This window comes from Streptomyces sp. NBC_00459 (genome assembly GCF_036013955.1).
GTDB lineage: Bacteria > Actinomycetota > Actinomycetes > Streptomycetales > Streptomycetaceae > Streptomyces.
In genome coordinates, this window is record NZ_CP107903.1 from 9,129,744 (window position 1) to 9,145,506 (window position 15,763).

General features: G+C 70.8%; 14 protein-coding genes. 9 read left to right on the forward strand and 5 right to left on the reverse strand.

Annotated features, from left to right (window positions below; all coding sequences use genetic code 11):
* Nucleotides 1-29 precede the first annotated feature (29 nt).
* Nucleotides 30-422 carry a PPOX class F420-dependent oxidoreductase gene (locus OHN74_RS40060; protein ID WP_327699471.1) on the forward strand — a complete coding sequence of 131 codons (393 nt, stop codon included), beginning with the start codon at nt 30-32 and terminating at the stop codon, nt 420-422.
* Between the two features lie 57 nt (nt 423-479).
* Here the strand turns inward: OHN74_RS40060 and OHN74_RS40065 are convergent, their stop codons facing one another.
* From OHN74_RS40065 to OHN74_RS40085, 5 genes are all read right to left on the reverse strand, one after another.
* Complete coding sequence (locus OHN74_RS40065) at nt 480-3,269, reverse strand: hypothetical protein (RefSeq protein WP_327699472.1); 2,790 nt, start codon at nt 3,267-3,269, stop codon at nt 480-482.
* A 182-nt stretch (nt 3,270-3,451) separates the two neighbouring features.
* A complete protein-coding gene (locus tag OHN74_RS40070; RefSeq protein ID WP_327700431.1) occupies nt 3,452-3,832 on the reverse strand; it encodes a Zn-ribbon domain-containing OB-fold protein in 381 nt (126 codons plus the stop codon).
* A gap of 141 nt (nt 3,833-3,973) precedes the next feature.
* Nucleotides 3,974-4,672 (reverse strand): TetR family transcriptional regulator, encoded by a 699-nt coding sequence (locus tag OHN74_RS40075; protein ID WP_327700432.1) that lies wholly within the window; start codon nt 4,670-4,672, stop codon nt 3,974-3,976.
* Between the two features lie 102 nt (nt 4,673-4,774).
* Nucleotides 4,775-6,067, reverse strand: a complete 1,293-nt coding sequence (locus tag OHN74_RS40080) for a cytochrome P450 (RefSeq protein ID WP_327699473.1) — start codon at nt 6,065-6,067, stop codon at nt 4,775-4,777.
* A gap of 66 nt (nt 6,068-6,133) precedes the next feature.
* Nucleotides 6,134-7,504 (reverse strand): glutamine synthetase family protein, encoded by a 1,371-nt coding sequence (locus OHN74_RS40085; RefSeq protein WP_327699474.1) that lies wholly within the window; start codon nt 7,502-7,504, stop codon nt 6,134-6,136.
* Nucleotides 7,505-7,866: 362 nt separating this feature from the next.
* Between OHN74_RS40085 and OHN74_RS40090 the strand changes: the two genes are divergently transcribed.
* From OHN74_RS40090 to OHN74_RS40125, 8 genes are all read left to right on the forward strand, one after another.
* Nucleotides 7,867-8,055 (forward strand): ferredoxin, encoded by a 189-nt coding sequence (locus OHN74_RS40090; RefSeq protein ID WP_055535835.1) that lies wholly within the window; start codon nt 7,867-7,869, stop codon nt 8,053-8,055.
* A 34-nt stretch (nt 8,056-8,089) separates the two neighbouring features.
* Nucleotides 8,090-9,319, forward strand: coding sequence for an NAD(P)/FAD-dependent oxidoreductase (locus tag OHN74_RS40095; protein WP_327700433.1), 1,230 nt, complete (start codon nt 8,090-8,092; stop codon nt 9,317-9,319).
* Nucleotides 9,316-10,128, forward strand: a complete 813-nt coding sequence (locus OHN74_RS40100) for an acetoacetate decarboxylase family protein (RefSeq protein ID WP_327699475.1) — start codon at nt 9,316-9,318, stop codon at nt 10,126-10,128. The genes OHN74_RS40095 and OHN74_RS40100 overlap by 4 nt, the downstream gene beginning before the upstream one ends.
* 98 nt (nt 10,129-10,226) lie before the next feature.
* Entirely contained in the window at nt 10,227-11,693 is a 1,467-nt protein-coding gene (locus OHN74_RS40105) for an aldehyde dehydrogenase (protein WP_327699476.1), read from the forward strand.
* Nucleotides 11,686-12,600 carry a 3,4-dihydroxyphenylacetate 2,3-dioxygenase gene (locus OHN74_RS40110; RefSeq protein WP_327699477.1) on the forward strand — a complete coding sequence of 305 codons (915 nt, stop codon included), beginning with the start codon at nt 11,686-11,688 and terminating at the stop codon, nt 12,598-12,600. The genes OHN74_RS40105 and OHN74_RS40110 overlap by 8 nt, the downstream gene beginning before the upstream one ends.
* Nucleotide 12,601: 1 nt before the next feature.
* A complete protein-coding gene (locus OHN74_RS40115) occupies nt 12,602-13,447 on the forward strand; it encodes a fumarylacetoacetate hydrolase family protein (RefSeq protein WP_327699478.1) in 846 nt (281 codons plus the stop codon).
* A gap of 50 nt (nt 13,448-13,497) precedes the next feature.
* Entirely contained in the window at nt 13,498-14,106 is a 609-nt protein-coding gene (locus OHN74_RS40120) for a TetR/AcrR family transcriptional regulator (RefSeq protein WP_327699479.1), read from the forward strand.
* Between the two features lie 153 nt (nt 14,107-14,259).
* Nucleotides 14,260-15,720 (forward strand): APC family permease, encoded by a 1,461-nt coding sequence (locus tag OHN74_RS40125; protein ID WP_327699480.1) that lies wholly within the window; start codon nt 14,260-14,262, stop codon nt 15,718-15,720.
* The last annotated feature ends 43 nt before the right edge of the window (nt 15,721-15,763 follow it).

A 15,763-nucleotide genomic window follows, 5' to 3' on the forward strand; every position in this document is an offset into this window, starting at 1 on the left:
GCGAAGTCCCGGCGCCTAGACTCGCGTTCATGGACGACACCAGCACCCTGGACCGGCTCGCCGCGGGCAAGTATCTGCTGATCACCAGCTACCGCAGGAACGGCACGTCCGTCGCCACCCCGGTCTGGGTGGTGCGGGACGGGGACGCGCTCGGCGCCTGGTCGGCGGCGGACGCCTGGAAGGTGAAGCGGATCCGCAACCGGGCCGACGTCCTGGTCGGCCCCTGCGACGTCCGTGGCAACCCGACCGGCGAATCGGTGCCCGGCACCGCCGAGATCCTCGACCAGCCCGCAACCGACGTCTACCGGCAGCTCCTCGCCCGCAAGTACGGAGTGATGGGCCGCCTCACCCTGTTCGGCAGCCGACTGCGGCGCGGCAGGACGGGCACGGTCGGGATCCGGATCACTCTCGTGAACAGCTGAAGGTGGGACCACTGCCCGTGCGGGGCAGCGGTCCCCCCTTCTGTCACCGACGCACCTCTACGACGCGTCGAGCACGGTGCCCGTGAACTCCGGGCCGGGAATCGGCTCCCCGGTCTCCTCGTCGTAGTCGGTCAGCCGCAGCCGCACCGACTCCTCGGGCTCGGCCACCGTGTCCGCGACCGTCGGCAGGCTCAGGTCGGCGGTCAGCTGTCCCGGCGGGACGGCCCCGAACAGGGAGAGACCCTCGACCTCGGACAACGGCCGCTCCGGGAGCGGCGACTGACCGGAGACGTCCGCCAGCCATGCCGGGTCGACGTCCGTGGTGGACAGCGCCGCGCCGCCGGTGACCGGCAGCACCTCCAGGCTGGCGTACATGTCGGTGCCGGAGGGCGCCGACAGTGTCGCGCGCCAGACCAGAGGCTGTCCCTCGGTGACCCGGTCCGTGACGGGGGTGATGGTGACCGTGGGCTCGGGATCGTCGTTCTCGACGGTCACCCCGCCGCTGTACGAGCCGACGACCGCACCGCGTACCGCTTTCACGAACACGCTGCGCCAGACGTCGTAGTTGTACAGGGTGTCACCCTTCACCGTCACCGGCAGGTCGATGCTCTGCTCGCCCGGGCGCACCGTCACCAGCCGGCTCGTCATCGTGTCCGATCCGGGATTCTGGGCGTAGAGCCGGACCGTGCCGCCACCCTGTCCGGCGATCCGGACCGGCACCCGGTAGGTCCGGGTACCGGAGTCGCCCTCCTTGACGGTCAGCCGTCCGAGGTCGACGCGCGGCAGTACGGCCGGGCGCACCGCGGGAGTGCCGGGGCGCCAGCCCCAGGTGTCGATCAGCCAGGCCTGCCCAGCACGGCTGCGCGGAGTCAGCTCCACGCTCCGCACCTTGCGCAGGTCCACCCCGGCCCGGGCGGCGGCGGACAGCGGTACGCGGACCTCCCGCGCCCAGTACGAGGCAGTGCGCACGCTTCCGGGCAGTCCGTCCACGCGGACCCGGCCGAGCGTGGCGCGCTTGCCGGTCGTGTCGGTGACGGACACGTCCAGCTGTGTTCCGGTGGTGTTGGGCGGCACGATGACGCGCAGGGCGAGGCCCTTGGCACCCCCGAGGGACACCGGTCGCCCGGGGCTCACCCGCACCGCGGCTCCGGGCTGCGACCACTTGAGCGCGACCGCCCGGCGACCCACCTCCCGTTCCGTCATCCAGCTCGCGAAGTGCGGGGACTGACCGGCGTCCGCGGCCAGACACCTGACCGAAGCACGGTCGTCCACCGCGGAGCACAGCCGCCCGCCGCCACCCTGCACGGTCACCGCGCCGTCCGGCAGGATGCCGGCCGAACGGTTTCCGCCCACGGCGTGCGTGAGGACGCGCGCCGGGTCGGCGGACGGCGCCCGCAGGCCGGAGCCGTCGAGCAGCGGACGTACCCGGTCGTCGCCCGCGACGAACAGCCGGGCCGCCGCCGCGATGTAGGAGGCGCCCGCCTTGTGCTGCTGGTCGGCGGTCAGCCGGGTCCTGGTGCCCACGTCGCACACCGGGTCCTTCTCGTCCGGGTCCGACCAGAAGTCGTCGTCCGCCGGAGCCTGCGCCTGCCCCGGAGTCCACTCGGTGTTGAAGTAGTTGTGGTTGGCGCCGATCACGTAGACCGCGCTGTGCAGGGCGGCGCCGCGGCTGATCCCGCGGGTGCCGTCGACGGCCAACTCGCCCTGGAGATCGGACACATCGCCGTCGCAGCCGGGCAGAATCGTCACCGACGGCACGTCGGCGACCGGGTTCTGTCCGAAGATCGTCGGGCCGATGAGGACGGTGCCCCGGATGTTCCAGCGCACCGGGCCGCCGTACCCGTCCTGGTCGGCCGGCGGACGGTACAGGCTGTCCATCGCGGCCCGGTTCACGCCCTCACCGCCGCGCGAGTGACCCACCAGCAGCACCCGTGAGAGGTCGGCGACCGGAGCGTTCCGTACGACCGCCGGTGCCGAGGGCCGGTTCGCCGCCCAGCCCGCCCAGCGGGCGAGATGCTGCCGGACGAGGGAGGAGCGGGCCTGTGCCCCGGCGTCCTCGAGCGGTGCGTCCTGGGCGTTGATGCCGTTGGCGGAGATCGACACCGTCACATAGCCCTGGGACGCCAGGAGTTTCTGGTCGCGCAGATAGCCCCGGTAGCTCGGGATCTGCTTCTCACCGGCCGGGCAGGGCCACTCGCCGGTGACATCGTCGCTGCCGGGCTTGTAGCAGGTGGAGTGGCGTCCGTGCAGGAACAGCGCGAGCGGCCTGCGGCCGGTGGCCCCGGTCGGGGCGACCACCACGGCCTTCATCTCCACCGGCACGGGCATCCCGGGCAGTTTCACCGGGTCGAGCGTGTACTCGCCCGAGACCGTGCGGTACGAGCCCGGCTTGCCGGGGTCGACGGGATTGGCCGGTGCCGGCGCGGGCGGAGCCACCGGGGCGCGGCGCCCGTCCGGGACCGCCGCGAGTCCCGCGGCGTCCAACCGGCGTCCACCGGCGTGTACTTGGAGGTCCTGCAACGCCTTGGCACTCTTGAGGCCGCTGACCTTCAGTGCCTCTTCCAGCGGAAGCCGGAACGTCCAGCCGTCCTTCGTGGCCAGAGGCCGGCCGAGCAACCGGTCGCCCGCGTAGAACTCGACGCGTGCGTCACCCATCGGCACCGGTCTGCCGGAGCGCCAGACGAGCTGCCGCTGCGCACCGTCACCGGTGAACGTCCAGCCCTGGGGCAGCTGTTCGGCCGCCACCTGCGACCGGGCCGGCTGTTGCGCCTGCGCCCATCCTGGCGATCCCCCCACCACCGCGAGCACCGCCACAGCGGTGACCCATATTCGCCGCGCACGTAGCAACGGTCTCCTCCTCCTGGCCCTTGCTCAGGAGCCCCGGATTCCCGACGGCTCCTCTCGCCTCGAAGGACGGGATCAAGGACCTGTGGGTTGCCTGTGGAGGAGGGTCAATGGGGTTGCGCGGCGTGGAGGTCGGCGAAGCGTGGAGCGGGCGTGCCGGGAGGGCGAAGGGAATTGACGCGGTGTCAGATCCAGGCGCGGTACGGCTCGTCGAGCAGCTGGAACACCGGCTCGCCGCGCACCGGGTCCTTCGCCGTGGCCAGTCGGACCCGGTCCCCGCTGTGGATGCCGGCGGCCGGGCCCATCACCCGGCCGCGTACGACGAAGCCCTCGGCCATCTCGACCAGTGACACATTGCGCGCGCCCGGCGTGTTCCGGTTGACGACTGTGGCGTGCCGGACCGTGCCCGTGCCCTCGCTGTGCTCCGTGCGCAGATCGCTGCCCGCGCAGACCGGGCAGAGCAGCCGGTGGTACATGGCGGTGGCGCACCAGCCGCAGCGCTGGAAGACGAGGGTGTTCGTGTCGGCCGGGGCGTCGAGCAGGCCCGTGGCGGAACCGAAGGTCATCGGACGCGTGGCGCCTAGTGAGTGGTACACGGTGTCATCTCCCTGCGCTCGGCCTGAATCCGAAGTGCGCGGTTCGCCGTGCCACCGTGCACGGCCTTAGGGTATGGCACTCAGTGTCACGCGTAAAGGCACTGCGTACCCTCAATTCTCGCGCTGGGTGGTGAGCACCGACTCGATCTCCTGGACGACCCGCCACATGGGGGCGCCGCGCCGCGAGACGACGACCACCACGTCCTCGGACCCGGGCTCCGGCTCGTCCCGGTCGGGGGTCGCGGGCGGGGTGCCGAACGCGGCCTTCACATAGTCCAGGGCGTGGTCGACGGCCGTGGTCGCGTCGCCCTGTCCGTCCGAGCGCAACCAGGAGCGCAGCGCGTTGTTGTGGGCCGCGACGACGGCCGCCGCGATCACGTCGGCCCGGAGCGTCCCGTCCGGCCGGCCGGCGAAACGGCCGCGCAGATACGCGGCCAGGGCCCGCTCGTAACGCCAGACCACCGACAGCTCGGACGCGCGCAGCCCGGGAACCTTCTTGGTGAGGCGGTAGCGCTGGACGGAGAAGGCCGGGTTCTCGGCGTACATGAGCAGGACCATACGGGCGGCGTCGCACACCCGTCCGACCGGTTCTGTGTCCTCGGGGTTCTCGGCGTTCTCGGCCAGGTAGGCCGTCATGTCGGCGAGGCACCGCTCGTGGTCGGGGAAGACCACGTCCTCCTTGGAGGGGAAGTAGCGGAAGAACGACCGGCGCCCCACCCCGGCCAGCGCCACGATGTCGTCCACGGTGGTCTGCTCGTAGCCCCGCTCCAGGAACAGCTGGAAGGCCGCCGCGACCAGGGCGTCCCGCATGGGCGGTTTGGTCATGGTCGGGAAACTAGCATCAGACCGGGGTCGATGGCACTCAGTGCGCTGCTCATGGGGAACCGAGTGCCCTCGGTGTCTGCCCGCGGTTCACGCGAGGGTGACCTCCACCGGCAGCTTCTTGATCCCGTTGACGAAGTTCGAACGCACCCGGGGAACATCCCCCGCCAGCCGGATGTCGGCGAGGCGCGGGATCAGCTCCTCGAACATGATCCGGATCTCGGTGCGGGCCAGCAGGTTGCCCAGGCACAGGTGCGGGCTGCCCTTGCCGAAGGTGACGTGGTCGTTGTCCGTGCGGGCGACGTCGAAGTCGTACGGATTGCCGAAGACCGCCTCGTCACGGTTGCCGGAGGCGTACCACATGACCACCTTGTCGCCCTCCCTGACCTGCTTGCCGCCCAGCTCCACGTCACGGGTCGCGGTGCGCCGGAAGTGGTAGACGGGGGAGGCCCAGCGGAGGAACTCCTCGACCGCGCCCGGGATCAGGGACGGGTCGGCCTTGAGACGGGCGAGCTGTTCGGGATGCTGGAGGAGGGCCAGCATGGAGTGGGTGATGGTGTGCCTGGTGGTCTCGTTGCCGGCGACCACCAGCAGCAGGAAGTAGTTGTCGAAGTCCTGCGCCGACAGCGGGACTCCGTCGCGCGGGGTGGTGTTGACGAGCTTGGAGACCAGGTCGGTGCCTTCGCCGCCCCGCCGCTGCCGGGCCAACTCCCGCCCGTACAGGAAGACTTCGAGCGAGGCGGGGGAGCGGAAGGGCAGGTCGCGGTACTTCTCGCTCTCCGCGCTGTGCAGCAGCACGTCGGCGTAGTCGGGGTCGGTGTTGCCGATGATCCGGTTGCCCCAGTCGATGAGCTGCTGGTTGTCCTCGGGCGGAACGTCGAGCAGTCGGGCCAGGACGTTGATGGGGAAGTCGGCGGAGACCTCCTTGACGAAGTCGAAACTCCCCTTGGCCAGCGCCGCGTCGAGGGTCTGTGCGGTGAGCCCGCGCAGGAAGTCGGTGTAGCTGTTGATGACGCCCGCGCCGAACTGCCGCTGGATCACGCTCCGCAGGGCCCGGTGGCGCACCCCGTCCAGCTCCAGGATGGAGGCGCGTTTCTTGATCTGGTCCTCGTCGACCTCTTCCAGGTTGACGAACTTCGTGGAGGTGAAGGTCTCCGCGTCGCGGTCGACCCGCGCGATGTCCGCGTGCCGGGTCACCGCCCAGAAACCGGAGTTGGGTGCCTCCTCCGGCTGCCAGTGCACCGGGTCCTCGTGGCGCAGGGTGTGGAACATCCGCCAGGGCGTCACCCCGTCGGTGAAGTTGTCGAGGTCGGCGAGGTCGACGGCGTCGAGGGGGAGCGGCTCAAGGGGGGCGGGGGTGGCTGAGGGGAGGGTCTCGGTCATCGAAGGCTCCAGCAGGTCGTGCAGAGGCGATCAGGGTGATCGGGGTGAGCGGAGGCGATCGGGGGATCAGAGGTGGTACGCGTACTCGGTGAACTCCCAGTCGGTGACGTGCCGTTGGAAGCGTTCGACCTCGTTGCGCTTGTAGGCGAGGAAGGAGGCGACGAAGTCCTTGCCGAGCACCTCGGTCAGCGCGGTGTCCGCCTCCAGGGCGTCGAGGGCGGCCGACAGGCTCATCGGCAGCACGGCGGACCTGTCGGTGTCGTAGCCGTAGCCCTCCAGCGGGGCCGACGGCTCCTCACCGGCCAGCACACCGAGCAGCGCGGCGGCCACGGCACCGGCGATCGCGAGGTACGGGTTGGCGCTGGCATCGCCGAGCCGCAGTTCGAGCCGGGCCCCGGACCCGCGCTCCGGCGGTATCCGGACCATGGCGCTGCGGTTGTCGAGCCCCCAGTCGATCAGCCAGGGCGCGAGGGTGTCCGGCCCGAAGCGTTTGTACGAGTTGACGGTCGGGTTGAGCAGCGCGGCGAGGGCGGGCGCGTGGGCGAGGAGACCGGCCGCCGCGTGCCGTGCCGTCGCGGACAGTCCGTACGGCCCCGAGGGATCGTCGAAGAGGTTGCGCGCGCCGCCGTCCCCGTCGGGATCCGAGTCGCAGGAGAGATGGAGGTGGAAGCCGGAGCCGCCCGCGTCGTTGAAGGGCTTCGCCATGAAGGTGGCGAGCCGGCCCTCCTTGCGGGCCAGCTCCTTGATCGCGGCCTTGAACCGGAAGGCCCGGTCGGCTGCCGACATCGCCTCCGAGTGCAGCAGGTTGATCTCGAACTGGCCGCCGTCGAACTCGTGGTTTCCGCTGAGCACGCCGACGTTCAGATCGCGTACGTGGCGCAGGGTCCGCAGGAGATGGTTGTCGGGGTCGGCGCGCAGACCGGCCGTGTAGACGGCGCCCGGGCTACGGTCGTACCGCTGCCAGCCACTCGCGCCACCCGGCGCGGGATCGCACAGGTAGTACTCCAGTTCGGGCCCGACGACGGGCCGCAGCCCGTGTTCGGCGCACCGGTCGAGTACGGCGCGGAGCAGATCGCGGGGCGATTCGGGCGCGGGTGAGCCGGTCGCCGGGTCGACGACGTCCCCGAGGCAGGCCGCGACGCCGGGCTCCCAGGGCAGGGCGACCAGGGTGGACAGGTCGGGGCGTACGCAGATGTCGGGCAGTCCCGCGTCCAGGCCGCCGCTGATCGGGACCACATCGCCCTGGGGGCTGGTGTGGTAGACGGCCCGGCAGAAGGCGAGCCCGTGCTCGCAGGCGCGCGGCAGCTCGTCGACGAGCACGTCACGGGCGCGGTCGGTGCCGATGAGGTCGGGATAGACCACCCGGACCACGTCGATTCCCTCGGCGGCGAGCCGCTCGATGTGCCGGCGGACTTCTGGAAGGTCGATTGCGCTCACCGTTGTCTCCTCGGGCGGACGTCGGGCACCTCCGGAACGGGGGTCCGGGAGGCGGGTGGCGTGGGGAGTGCGGCCGGGGCGCGTAGTGCGGGCGAACATCCCGGGCTCTTTGTTTGAGGCCAAACGGTATGGAGGAGCGGCCCGTCCCGCAAGAGGGTCGGGGAAAGAATTTATCCATCCGGATAGCTATTGACCAGAGTCCGGCGGCTTCCTATCTTGTTTGAAGCCAAACGAGTCAGGGGTCGGGCTTCCGGAAGGATCTCCAACCCCTTTGGCCGGGGCCCGGTCCGACAACGGTCGGGCCCCTCCACACCTTCAACCTCACCCCCGTTCCGACGCCCTCACCACCAGGAGGACCGGCCATGAAGGTCGTCGTCGACATGAACAAGTGCCAGGACCACGGCCAGTGCGTCTTCGCGGCACCCGACGTCTTCTCGATGGACGACGGCGGTCACCTGCTGTACGTCTCCGACCCCGACGACGCGCTGCGCGACGAGGTCGAGGAGGCCGCGGACGTCTGCCCGCTCCAGGCCATCCGGATCGAGGACTGACGTGAGCGGCGAGGCGAACGTGTCTCCGGGGCGCGTGGTCGTCGTGGGCGCGTCAATGGCCGGACTGCGCGCCGCCGAGCAGCTGCGCGCGGCGGGCTGGACCGGGGCCGTCACGGTCGTCGGCGACGAACCGCACATGCCCTACAACCGCCCTCCGCTGTCCAAGGAGGTGCTGGCCGGCAGGGCCCCCTTCGAGTCCCTCGCCTTCACCCCGAAGGCGTCGGCGGCGGACGTGGAGTGGCGCCTCGGCACGAAGGCCGTCGCGGCCCGTCTCGCCGAGCGAGCCGTCGACCTCGACGACGGCTCGACCCTCTCGTACGACGGCCTGGTCGTCGCCACGGGGATGCGTCCCCGGCGGCTGCGCTGCCCCGGCCCGCGGGCCGGCCGCCACACCGTACGCACCCTCGCCGACGCCCGGGGTCTGCGTGACGAGCTGATCCGGCCCGGAGTCAGGGTCGTGGTGGTCGGCGCCGGATTCATCGGCTGCGAGGTCGCCGCCACGGCCGTCGGGCTGGGCGTCACCGAGGTCACCGTCGTCGATCCGCTGCCCCTGCCCATGGTGGGCCCCCTCGGTGGACTCCTCGCCCGCGCACTGCTCGGGCGGCACGAGGAACGCGGGGTGCGTTTCGCGCTCGGCACGGGAGTCGCCGGGTTCGAGGGCGACGACAGGGTCACCGGGGTCGTCCTCGACGACGGCACGATTCTGCCGGCCGACGTCGTCGTGGAGTCGGTCGGTTCCGTCGCCAACGTCGAGTGGCTGGACGGCAACGGGGTCGATCTCGGCGACGGTGTGCTCACCGACGAGTGGCTCAGGGTGGGCGGGCGTCCGGAGGTGGTCGCGGTCGGCGACGTGGCCCGCTTCCCCAACGCCCGCTACGACGGCGTACCCCGCCGCGTCGAGCACTGGTCGATCCCGACGGACACCGCGAAACACGCCGCGAAGTCCCTCGCCGCCCATCTCGCCGGTACGGGCGCGGAGTTGGCGCCCTTCGCGCCGCTGCCCACCTTCTGGAGCGACCAGCACGACTTCCGGCTGCAGTCCTTCGGCGCGCCCCTGCTCGGCATCGACGACACACGGGTCCTGGACGGCGACCCCGACGGAGATGTCGTTGTCGGCTACCACGTCGGTGAGCGGCTCGTCGGCGTCGTCGCCCTCGGCGGACCCGCCACGGCTGCGAAGGCCGCCCGCTACCGCGCCGAACTGCTCGAGCCGCCCGTCCCCGCCGTGCCGTCCGCCCTCACTGCGCAAGGAGTCTCCAAGTGACCGGTCCCCGTGGGTTCTTCCACCCCAAGACGGCGAGCGGTGCCTCGTCGCTCATCCCCTCGCCGCCCTGGCGCTACTCGGGCGACCTGTTGACCGTCGAGTACCGCACGGATCCCGCACGGGTGCGTGAACTGCTCCCCGAGCCACTGGAGTTGGCCGACGAGGACCCGGGTGCGGTCGCCCTGATCTGGGCCGACTGGCAGTCGTGCTCACAGTCGGGGGACGAGCTGCTGGATCCCGTGCGAGGGCAGTACAAGGAGGCGTTCGCGGTCGTCCGCTGCAAGTACCGCGGCGAGACGTACTCGCGGTGCGTCTACATCTGGGTCGACAAGGACTTCGCGATCGCCCGCGGGCTGCACCAGGGGTATCCGAAGAAGTTCGGGTCGATTCATCAGACCCGGCCGCATCCGTACGGGCCCGCTCCGCGGATCGAGGCGGGGGCGCGCTTCGGGGCGACGCTCGCCGCCGCCGACCGGCGGTTGGCTCAGGCGGTGGTGACACTGCGGGAGCCTTCGGCGACGAACGGGTTCGTCAACGGGCATCCCATGGCCCACCATCGCTGGCTGCCGTCCATCGAGAACGGCAAGGGGCTGGCTCTGGACGAACTGATCGAGTCCGGGGCGGCTTCGTTCGAGGGCGGGCAGGCGTGGGTCGGGGAGGCGGAGTTGGAGTTGTTCGACGCGCCTACGGAGGAGTTGGCCCGGCTGGAGATCCGGGAGCCGATCGCCGCGTACTACCGGCAGGTCGGCGTTGTCTGGGACGGCGGGCGGTTGTTGGAGTCGGGGACGTCCGGAGCGTCTGCCGGGTGAGGCAGTGGGCGGGTGCGGGTGCGTCGTGGTTCGTCGCGCAGTTCCCCGCGCCCCTAGGTAGGTGACCTTTCCCCGTGTTCAAGAAGGAGCCGTTTCTCATGTCCGACAAGATTGTTGTCGCCGGAGTCGGTGTCGACACCCGGCACTGGATCGGTGGCGAACGCGTCGCGTCCGCCACCACCTTCACCGATACCTCGCCCATCGACGGTCGCGCCCTCGGTGAGATCGCTCGCGGCGGGCCCGCCGAGGCATCCGCGGCCGTAGCCGCCGCCAAGGCGGCCTTCCCCGGCTGGGCCGCGACCTCGCGCACCGAACGTGCCCGCCTCCTCCACGCCATCGCCGACGGCGTCGAGAAGCGGATCGAAGAGCTGGCCGTCGTCGAGACCAACGACAACGGAGCCCTCCTCCGCTCGCACCGCCGGGGTGTGATGCCCCGGGTCGCGCACAACTTCCGTTTCTTCGCGGACTGGTTGCTGAAACTGGACCACGAGGACTTCGAGACCCGGGGCCACACGAACCACGTCTCGTGGGACCCGGCCGGCCCGAGCGTGCTGATCACCCCGTGGAACGCGCCCCTGATGCTGGCCACCTGGAAGGTCGCCCCGGCGCTTGCCGCCGGCAACACGGTGGTCCTCAAGCCCGCCGAGTGGTCCCCGCTCACCGCGTCCCTGCTGGCCGACATCGCCGCCGAGGCGGGACTTCCCGCCGGGGTGCTGAACGTCGTCCAGGGCTACGGGTCCGAGATCGGCGACGCGCTCACCTCGCACCCGGACGTACGGCGGATCAGCTTCACCGGTTCCGTACCGACCGCCAAGCACATCGCCGCCTCCGCCGCCGCGAACCTCACCCCGCTCAGCCTCGAACTCGGCGGAAAGTCCCCGCTGTTGGTGTTCGCCGACGCCGATCTGGACCTGGCCGTCGACCTCGCCGTGGAGCAGTACGACAACGCCGGGCAGGTCTGTCTGGCCGCGACCCGCATCCTCGTCGAGGAGTCGATCGCCGACGAGTTCACCCGGCGATTCATCGACAAGGCGATACAGCTCACACAGGGTGACCCGCGTGACGAGGCCACCGACCTGGGCCCCAACATCCATCCCCGCCAGCTGGAGAAGATCGACGGATTCGTGCAGCGGGCCCTCGCCGCCGGGGCACGGGCCGTGATCGGCGGGCACCGCGCGGACGGGGGCGGGCAGTACTACGCGCCCACCCTGCTCGCCGACGTCGCCCAGGACTCGGAGATCGTCCAGGAGGAGGTCTTCGGGCCGGTGCTGACCCTCCAGACCTTCGCCGACGAGGACGAAGCCGTCCGGCTGGCCAACGACACCCGGTTCGGCCTCGCCGCCACCCTCGTCACCGGTGACCCCGAGCGCGCCGAACGCGTCACCGCACGGCTCGTCGCGGGCACGATCTGGGTCAACTGCTTCTTCGTACGCGACCTCCAGGCACCCTTCGGCGGCTCCCGCCTCTCCGGGGTCGGCCGCGAGGGCGGTACCTGGAGCTTCGACTTCTACTGCGACGTCAAGAACACCGTCACCGCGCCGAACGGATGGAACAACCATGGGTGAGATCGTCGGGGCGGGTCTGCTCGCGCACGTGCCCACCATCGTGCTGCCGGAGGCCGACCGGCTGGAGCTGAACGGGGGCAAGGAGATCACCCTCGTCACCGGCCTGCGGCAGCTCAGGAAGGACGTGTTCGATCGGGACGACTACGACACCGTCGTCGTGCTCGACTCGCACTGGGCGACCACCGTCGAGTTCGTCGTCGGTGCCCAACACCGCCGGGCCGGTCTCTTCACCTCGGAGGAGCTGCCGCGCGGCATGTGCCGGATGCCGTACGACTATCCCGGCGACCCCGAACTCGCCCACAACATCGCCCAGTTCGCCGACAAGCACGGCACCTGGATCACCCCGATCGACGACGACTTCCTGCCGGTGTACTACGCCACGATCAATCTGTGGAAGTTCCTCGGCGAGGGCCTGCCCGACAAGCGGTGGGTGACCATCGGGGTCTGTCAGACCGGTGACATGGAGGACCATCTGCGCTTGGGTCGGGCGCTCGCCGACGGGATCGCCGCCACCCCGGGGCGCCGGGTCCTCGTCATCGCCTCCGGTGCCCTCTCGCACACCTTCTGGCCGCTGCGCCAGATCCGCGACCACGAGGCCAGTGACCCGGTGCACATCTTCACGCCGGAGGCCCGCGCCGCCGACGAGGAGCGCATCGCCTGGTTCAAGGAGGGCCGCCACGACAAGGTCCTCGACACCATGCCGGAGTTCTGGAAGTACAAGCCCGAGGCGAAGTTCTTCCACTACCTGATGCTGGCCGGCGCCCTCGGCGAGCAGGCCTGCACCGCACCCGCCCGCCAGTACGGCGAGTACGAGAACTCCGTCGGCACCGGCCAGGTCCATCTGTGGTTCGACCGCCCCGCCGCCGGCTGGACCCCCGCACCCCGAACCCCCGTACAGGAGCCCTGACATGCCCGAATACCGACGCATCCTCCTCGACGGCGCCACCGTCCAGGTCACCGTCGACGGTGACGAACTCGTCGCCGGGGACGGCCGCCGGGTCAAGACCGAGGGGGCGCTGCACCTGCCTCCCGTCGTGCCCTCCAAGGTCGTCGCCGTTCATCTCAACCACCGCAGCCGGGTGGACGAGTTCCAGATCCGACTGACCTCCACCCCCACCTACTTCCACAAGCCGACCTCCTCCCTCAACTCCCACAAGGGCGCCGTCGTCCGCCCCGAGGGCTGCAAGTGGCTCAACTACGAGGGCGAGGTCGCCATCGTCATCGGGCGGACCGCGCGGAACATCTCGCAGGCCGAGGCGGGGGAGTACATCGCCGGCTACACCGTCGCCAACGACTACGGGCTGCACGACTTCCGTGACACCGACGCCGGTTCGATGCTCCGCGTGAAGGGCTCCGACACGCTCTGCCCGCTCGGCCCCGGCCTGGTCACCGACTGGGACTTCCACGGCAAGTACCTGCGGACGTACGTCAACGGCGAGGTCGTGCAGGACGGTTCGACGGACGAGATGGAGTGGGACATGCACTACCTCGTCGCCGACATCGCCCGCACCATCACCCTCCACCCGGGCGACGTACTGCTCTCCGGTACGCCCGCGAACTCCCGGCCCGTCCGGCCCGGCGACGTCGTCGAGGTCGAGGTCGAGGGGCTCGGACGGCTGACGAACCACATCGTCACCGGGCCCACCCCGATCCGGACCGACGTCGGCGCGCAGCCCACCGAGTCCGAGGAGGTGCTGTCCACCGCACTCGGCGGCGACTGGGAGTTCCGCGGCATCCGGGCGCCACGGCGTTGACCGTGGCCACGGGCACGGGCCGGGTCACGGCCACGGGTAGGGTCGCGGGCATGACCGAGCCCGCCGCCCCGCGCCGCCCCCGCAAGCGCGTGACCTACGGAGCCGGCCGCGAGGCCCTGCTGAACGCCGCCGTACGCGTGGTGGCCCGCGGCGGGCTCCGCAGGCTCACGTACCGGGCGGTCGCCGAGGAGGCGGGCGTCACCCACGGGCTCGTCGTACACCACTTCGGCTCGCGCGACGCGCTGATCGAGGAAGCCCTCACCCACGCCATCCGCTCCTCCCTGACCAGCAGCGACCTCGAAACCGGTACGGGCAGGGCGGCCGACTTCTCGGCCGGGCTGACGGAGATGGTGGAGAGCGGCCCCGACCTCCAGGCCTTCCAGTACGAACTGCTGCTGGAGTCCCGCCGCAGGCCCGAGCTGCTCCCGCACCTGCGCGCCCTGTACGACGGCGAGTACTTCGAGGCCACCCGGCGCGAGCTGGCCCAGCTGCTCCCCGGCCAGGTCGGCGAGGGCCTCTCCCGCATGGTCTTCGCCACGCTGGAGGGTCTGGTCCTGCACCAGCTCGTGTTCGGCGAGCGCGAGATCATCGAGGACGCCCTCGACGAGCTGCGCAACGTCCTGCGCCTCCTGGCCGCCGACCGCGACGCCGAGGCCTGAGGTCCGTCTCCGGCTGATCGCGGCCGTGCGGCAAATCCCGTCGGTGCCGGAATCTCCGCGCCGAACCCCTTGCCAAACGGATAGTTCCACTCCACCATGAGGCAACTCGTTTGGCCTGAAACGATCCTCCTCTTCCCCTGGCAGGTGATCCGAGTGGACAGTCAGACGGTCTCGGCAGAGCAGACCGCACGGGACGCATCCACCGCAGGCAAGCTCAAGCCCAACGCCCTCGGCGTGCTGGGCATCCTCTTCCTCGTCCTGTCCGCCCAGGCCCCGCTCACCGGCATCGCGGGGTCGGTCCCCATCTCCGTCGCGATCGGCAACGGTCCCGGCACGGCCGGCGCGTACGTACTGGTCGGAGTGGTGACCCTGCTCTTCGCCGTCGGCTTCGTCACCATGGGCCGGCACGTCGTCGACGCGGGCGCCTTCTACACGTACATCGGCAAAGGGCTCGGGAGGACCGCCGGCGCCGGCAGCGCGGGCGTGGCGCTCTTCGCGTACTGCGCCATCCAGGCCGCCATGTACGGGCTGTACGGCGCCATCGTCAACGGCCTGGTCAGCGCCCACACGGGTCTCGACCTGCCGTGGTGGGTGTGGTCGCTGGCCACGATGGCCGTCGTGCAGCTGCTCGGCGCCACCGGCATCGACATGGGCGCCAAGCTCCTCGCGGTCTTCGTCCTGGCGGAGTTCAGCATCCTGCTGGTCTTCAGCCTTGTCACCCTCTTCAAGGGCGGAGGGCCGGAGGGGCTCGGGATCTCGGAGACCTTCTCGCCGAGCGCGGTGACCCAGGGCGCGCCGGGCGTGGCCGTCATGTTCGCCCTCGCCTCCATGTTCGGCTTCGAGGCCACCGCGATCTACGGCGAGGAGGCGCGCGAGCCGAAGAAGACCGTCCCGCGGGCCACCTATCTGGCGATCGTCGTGGTCGTCGGCTTCTTCGCCCTGACCTCCTGGATGCTCGTCTCCGCCCATGGCCCCTCGACGGCCGTCGAGGCGGCCGGCAAGGCGCTGGAGAGCGGCGACTCGACGGCGTTCGTCTTCGCCCCGATCGCCGCCGAGTTCGGCGACTGGGTCAACGACGTACTGCCGATCCTGCTGGCCACCTCCCTCTTCGCCGGCCTCCTCACCTTCCACAACTCGGCCAACCGCTATCTCTTCTCGCTGGGCCGCGACGGGCTGCTCCCCGGCCGCCTCTGTACGCTCAACAGCCGCCGCTCGCCCTGGGTGGCGGGCTGTGTGCAGACGGCCGTCGCGGTGGCCCTGGTGGTGCCGTTCGCCCTGGCGGGCAAGGACCCGGTGCTGACGCTCTTCTCCTGGTTCAGCGGTGTCGCCGTCCTCGGGATGATGCTCCTGTACCTGCTGACCTCGGTGTCCGTGGTCGTCTTCTTCCGCCGCGAGCGCCTGGACACGCGGCTGTGGAACACCCTGATCGCCCCCGCACTGGCGACGGTCGCCGTCGCGGGTGCCGTCTGGCTGATCCTCGACAACTTCACCACCCTCATCGGCGGCGACAGCGACACCGCCCTGTGGCTGGAGCTGACCGTCCCGGCCGTCATGGCCCTCGGTCTCGTCGCCGCCCGGCTGACCCGCCCACGCGTACCGGCCGCCGACGCCTGACCGGGCCGTACGCCCGCCTCCGGAGCGGCCCCCGCCGCTCCGG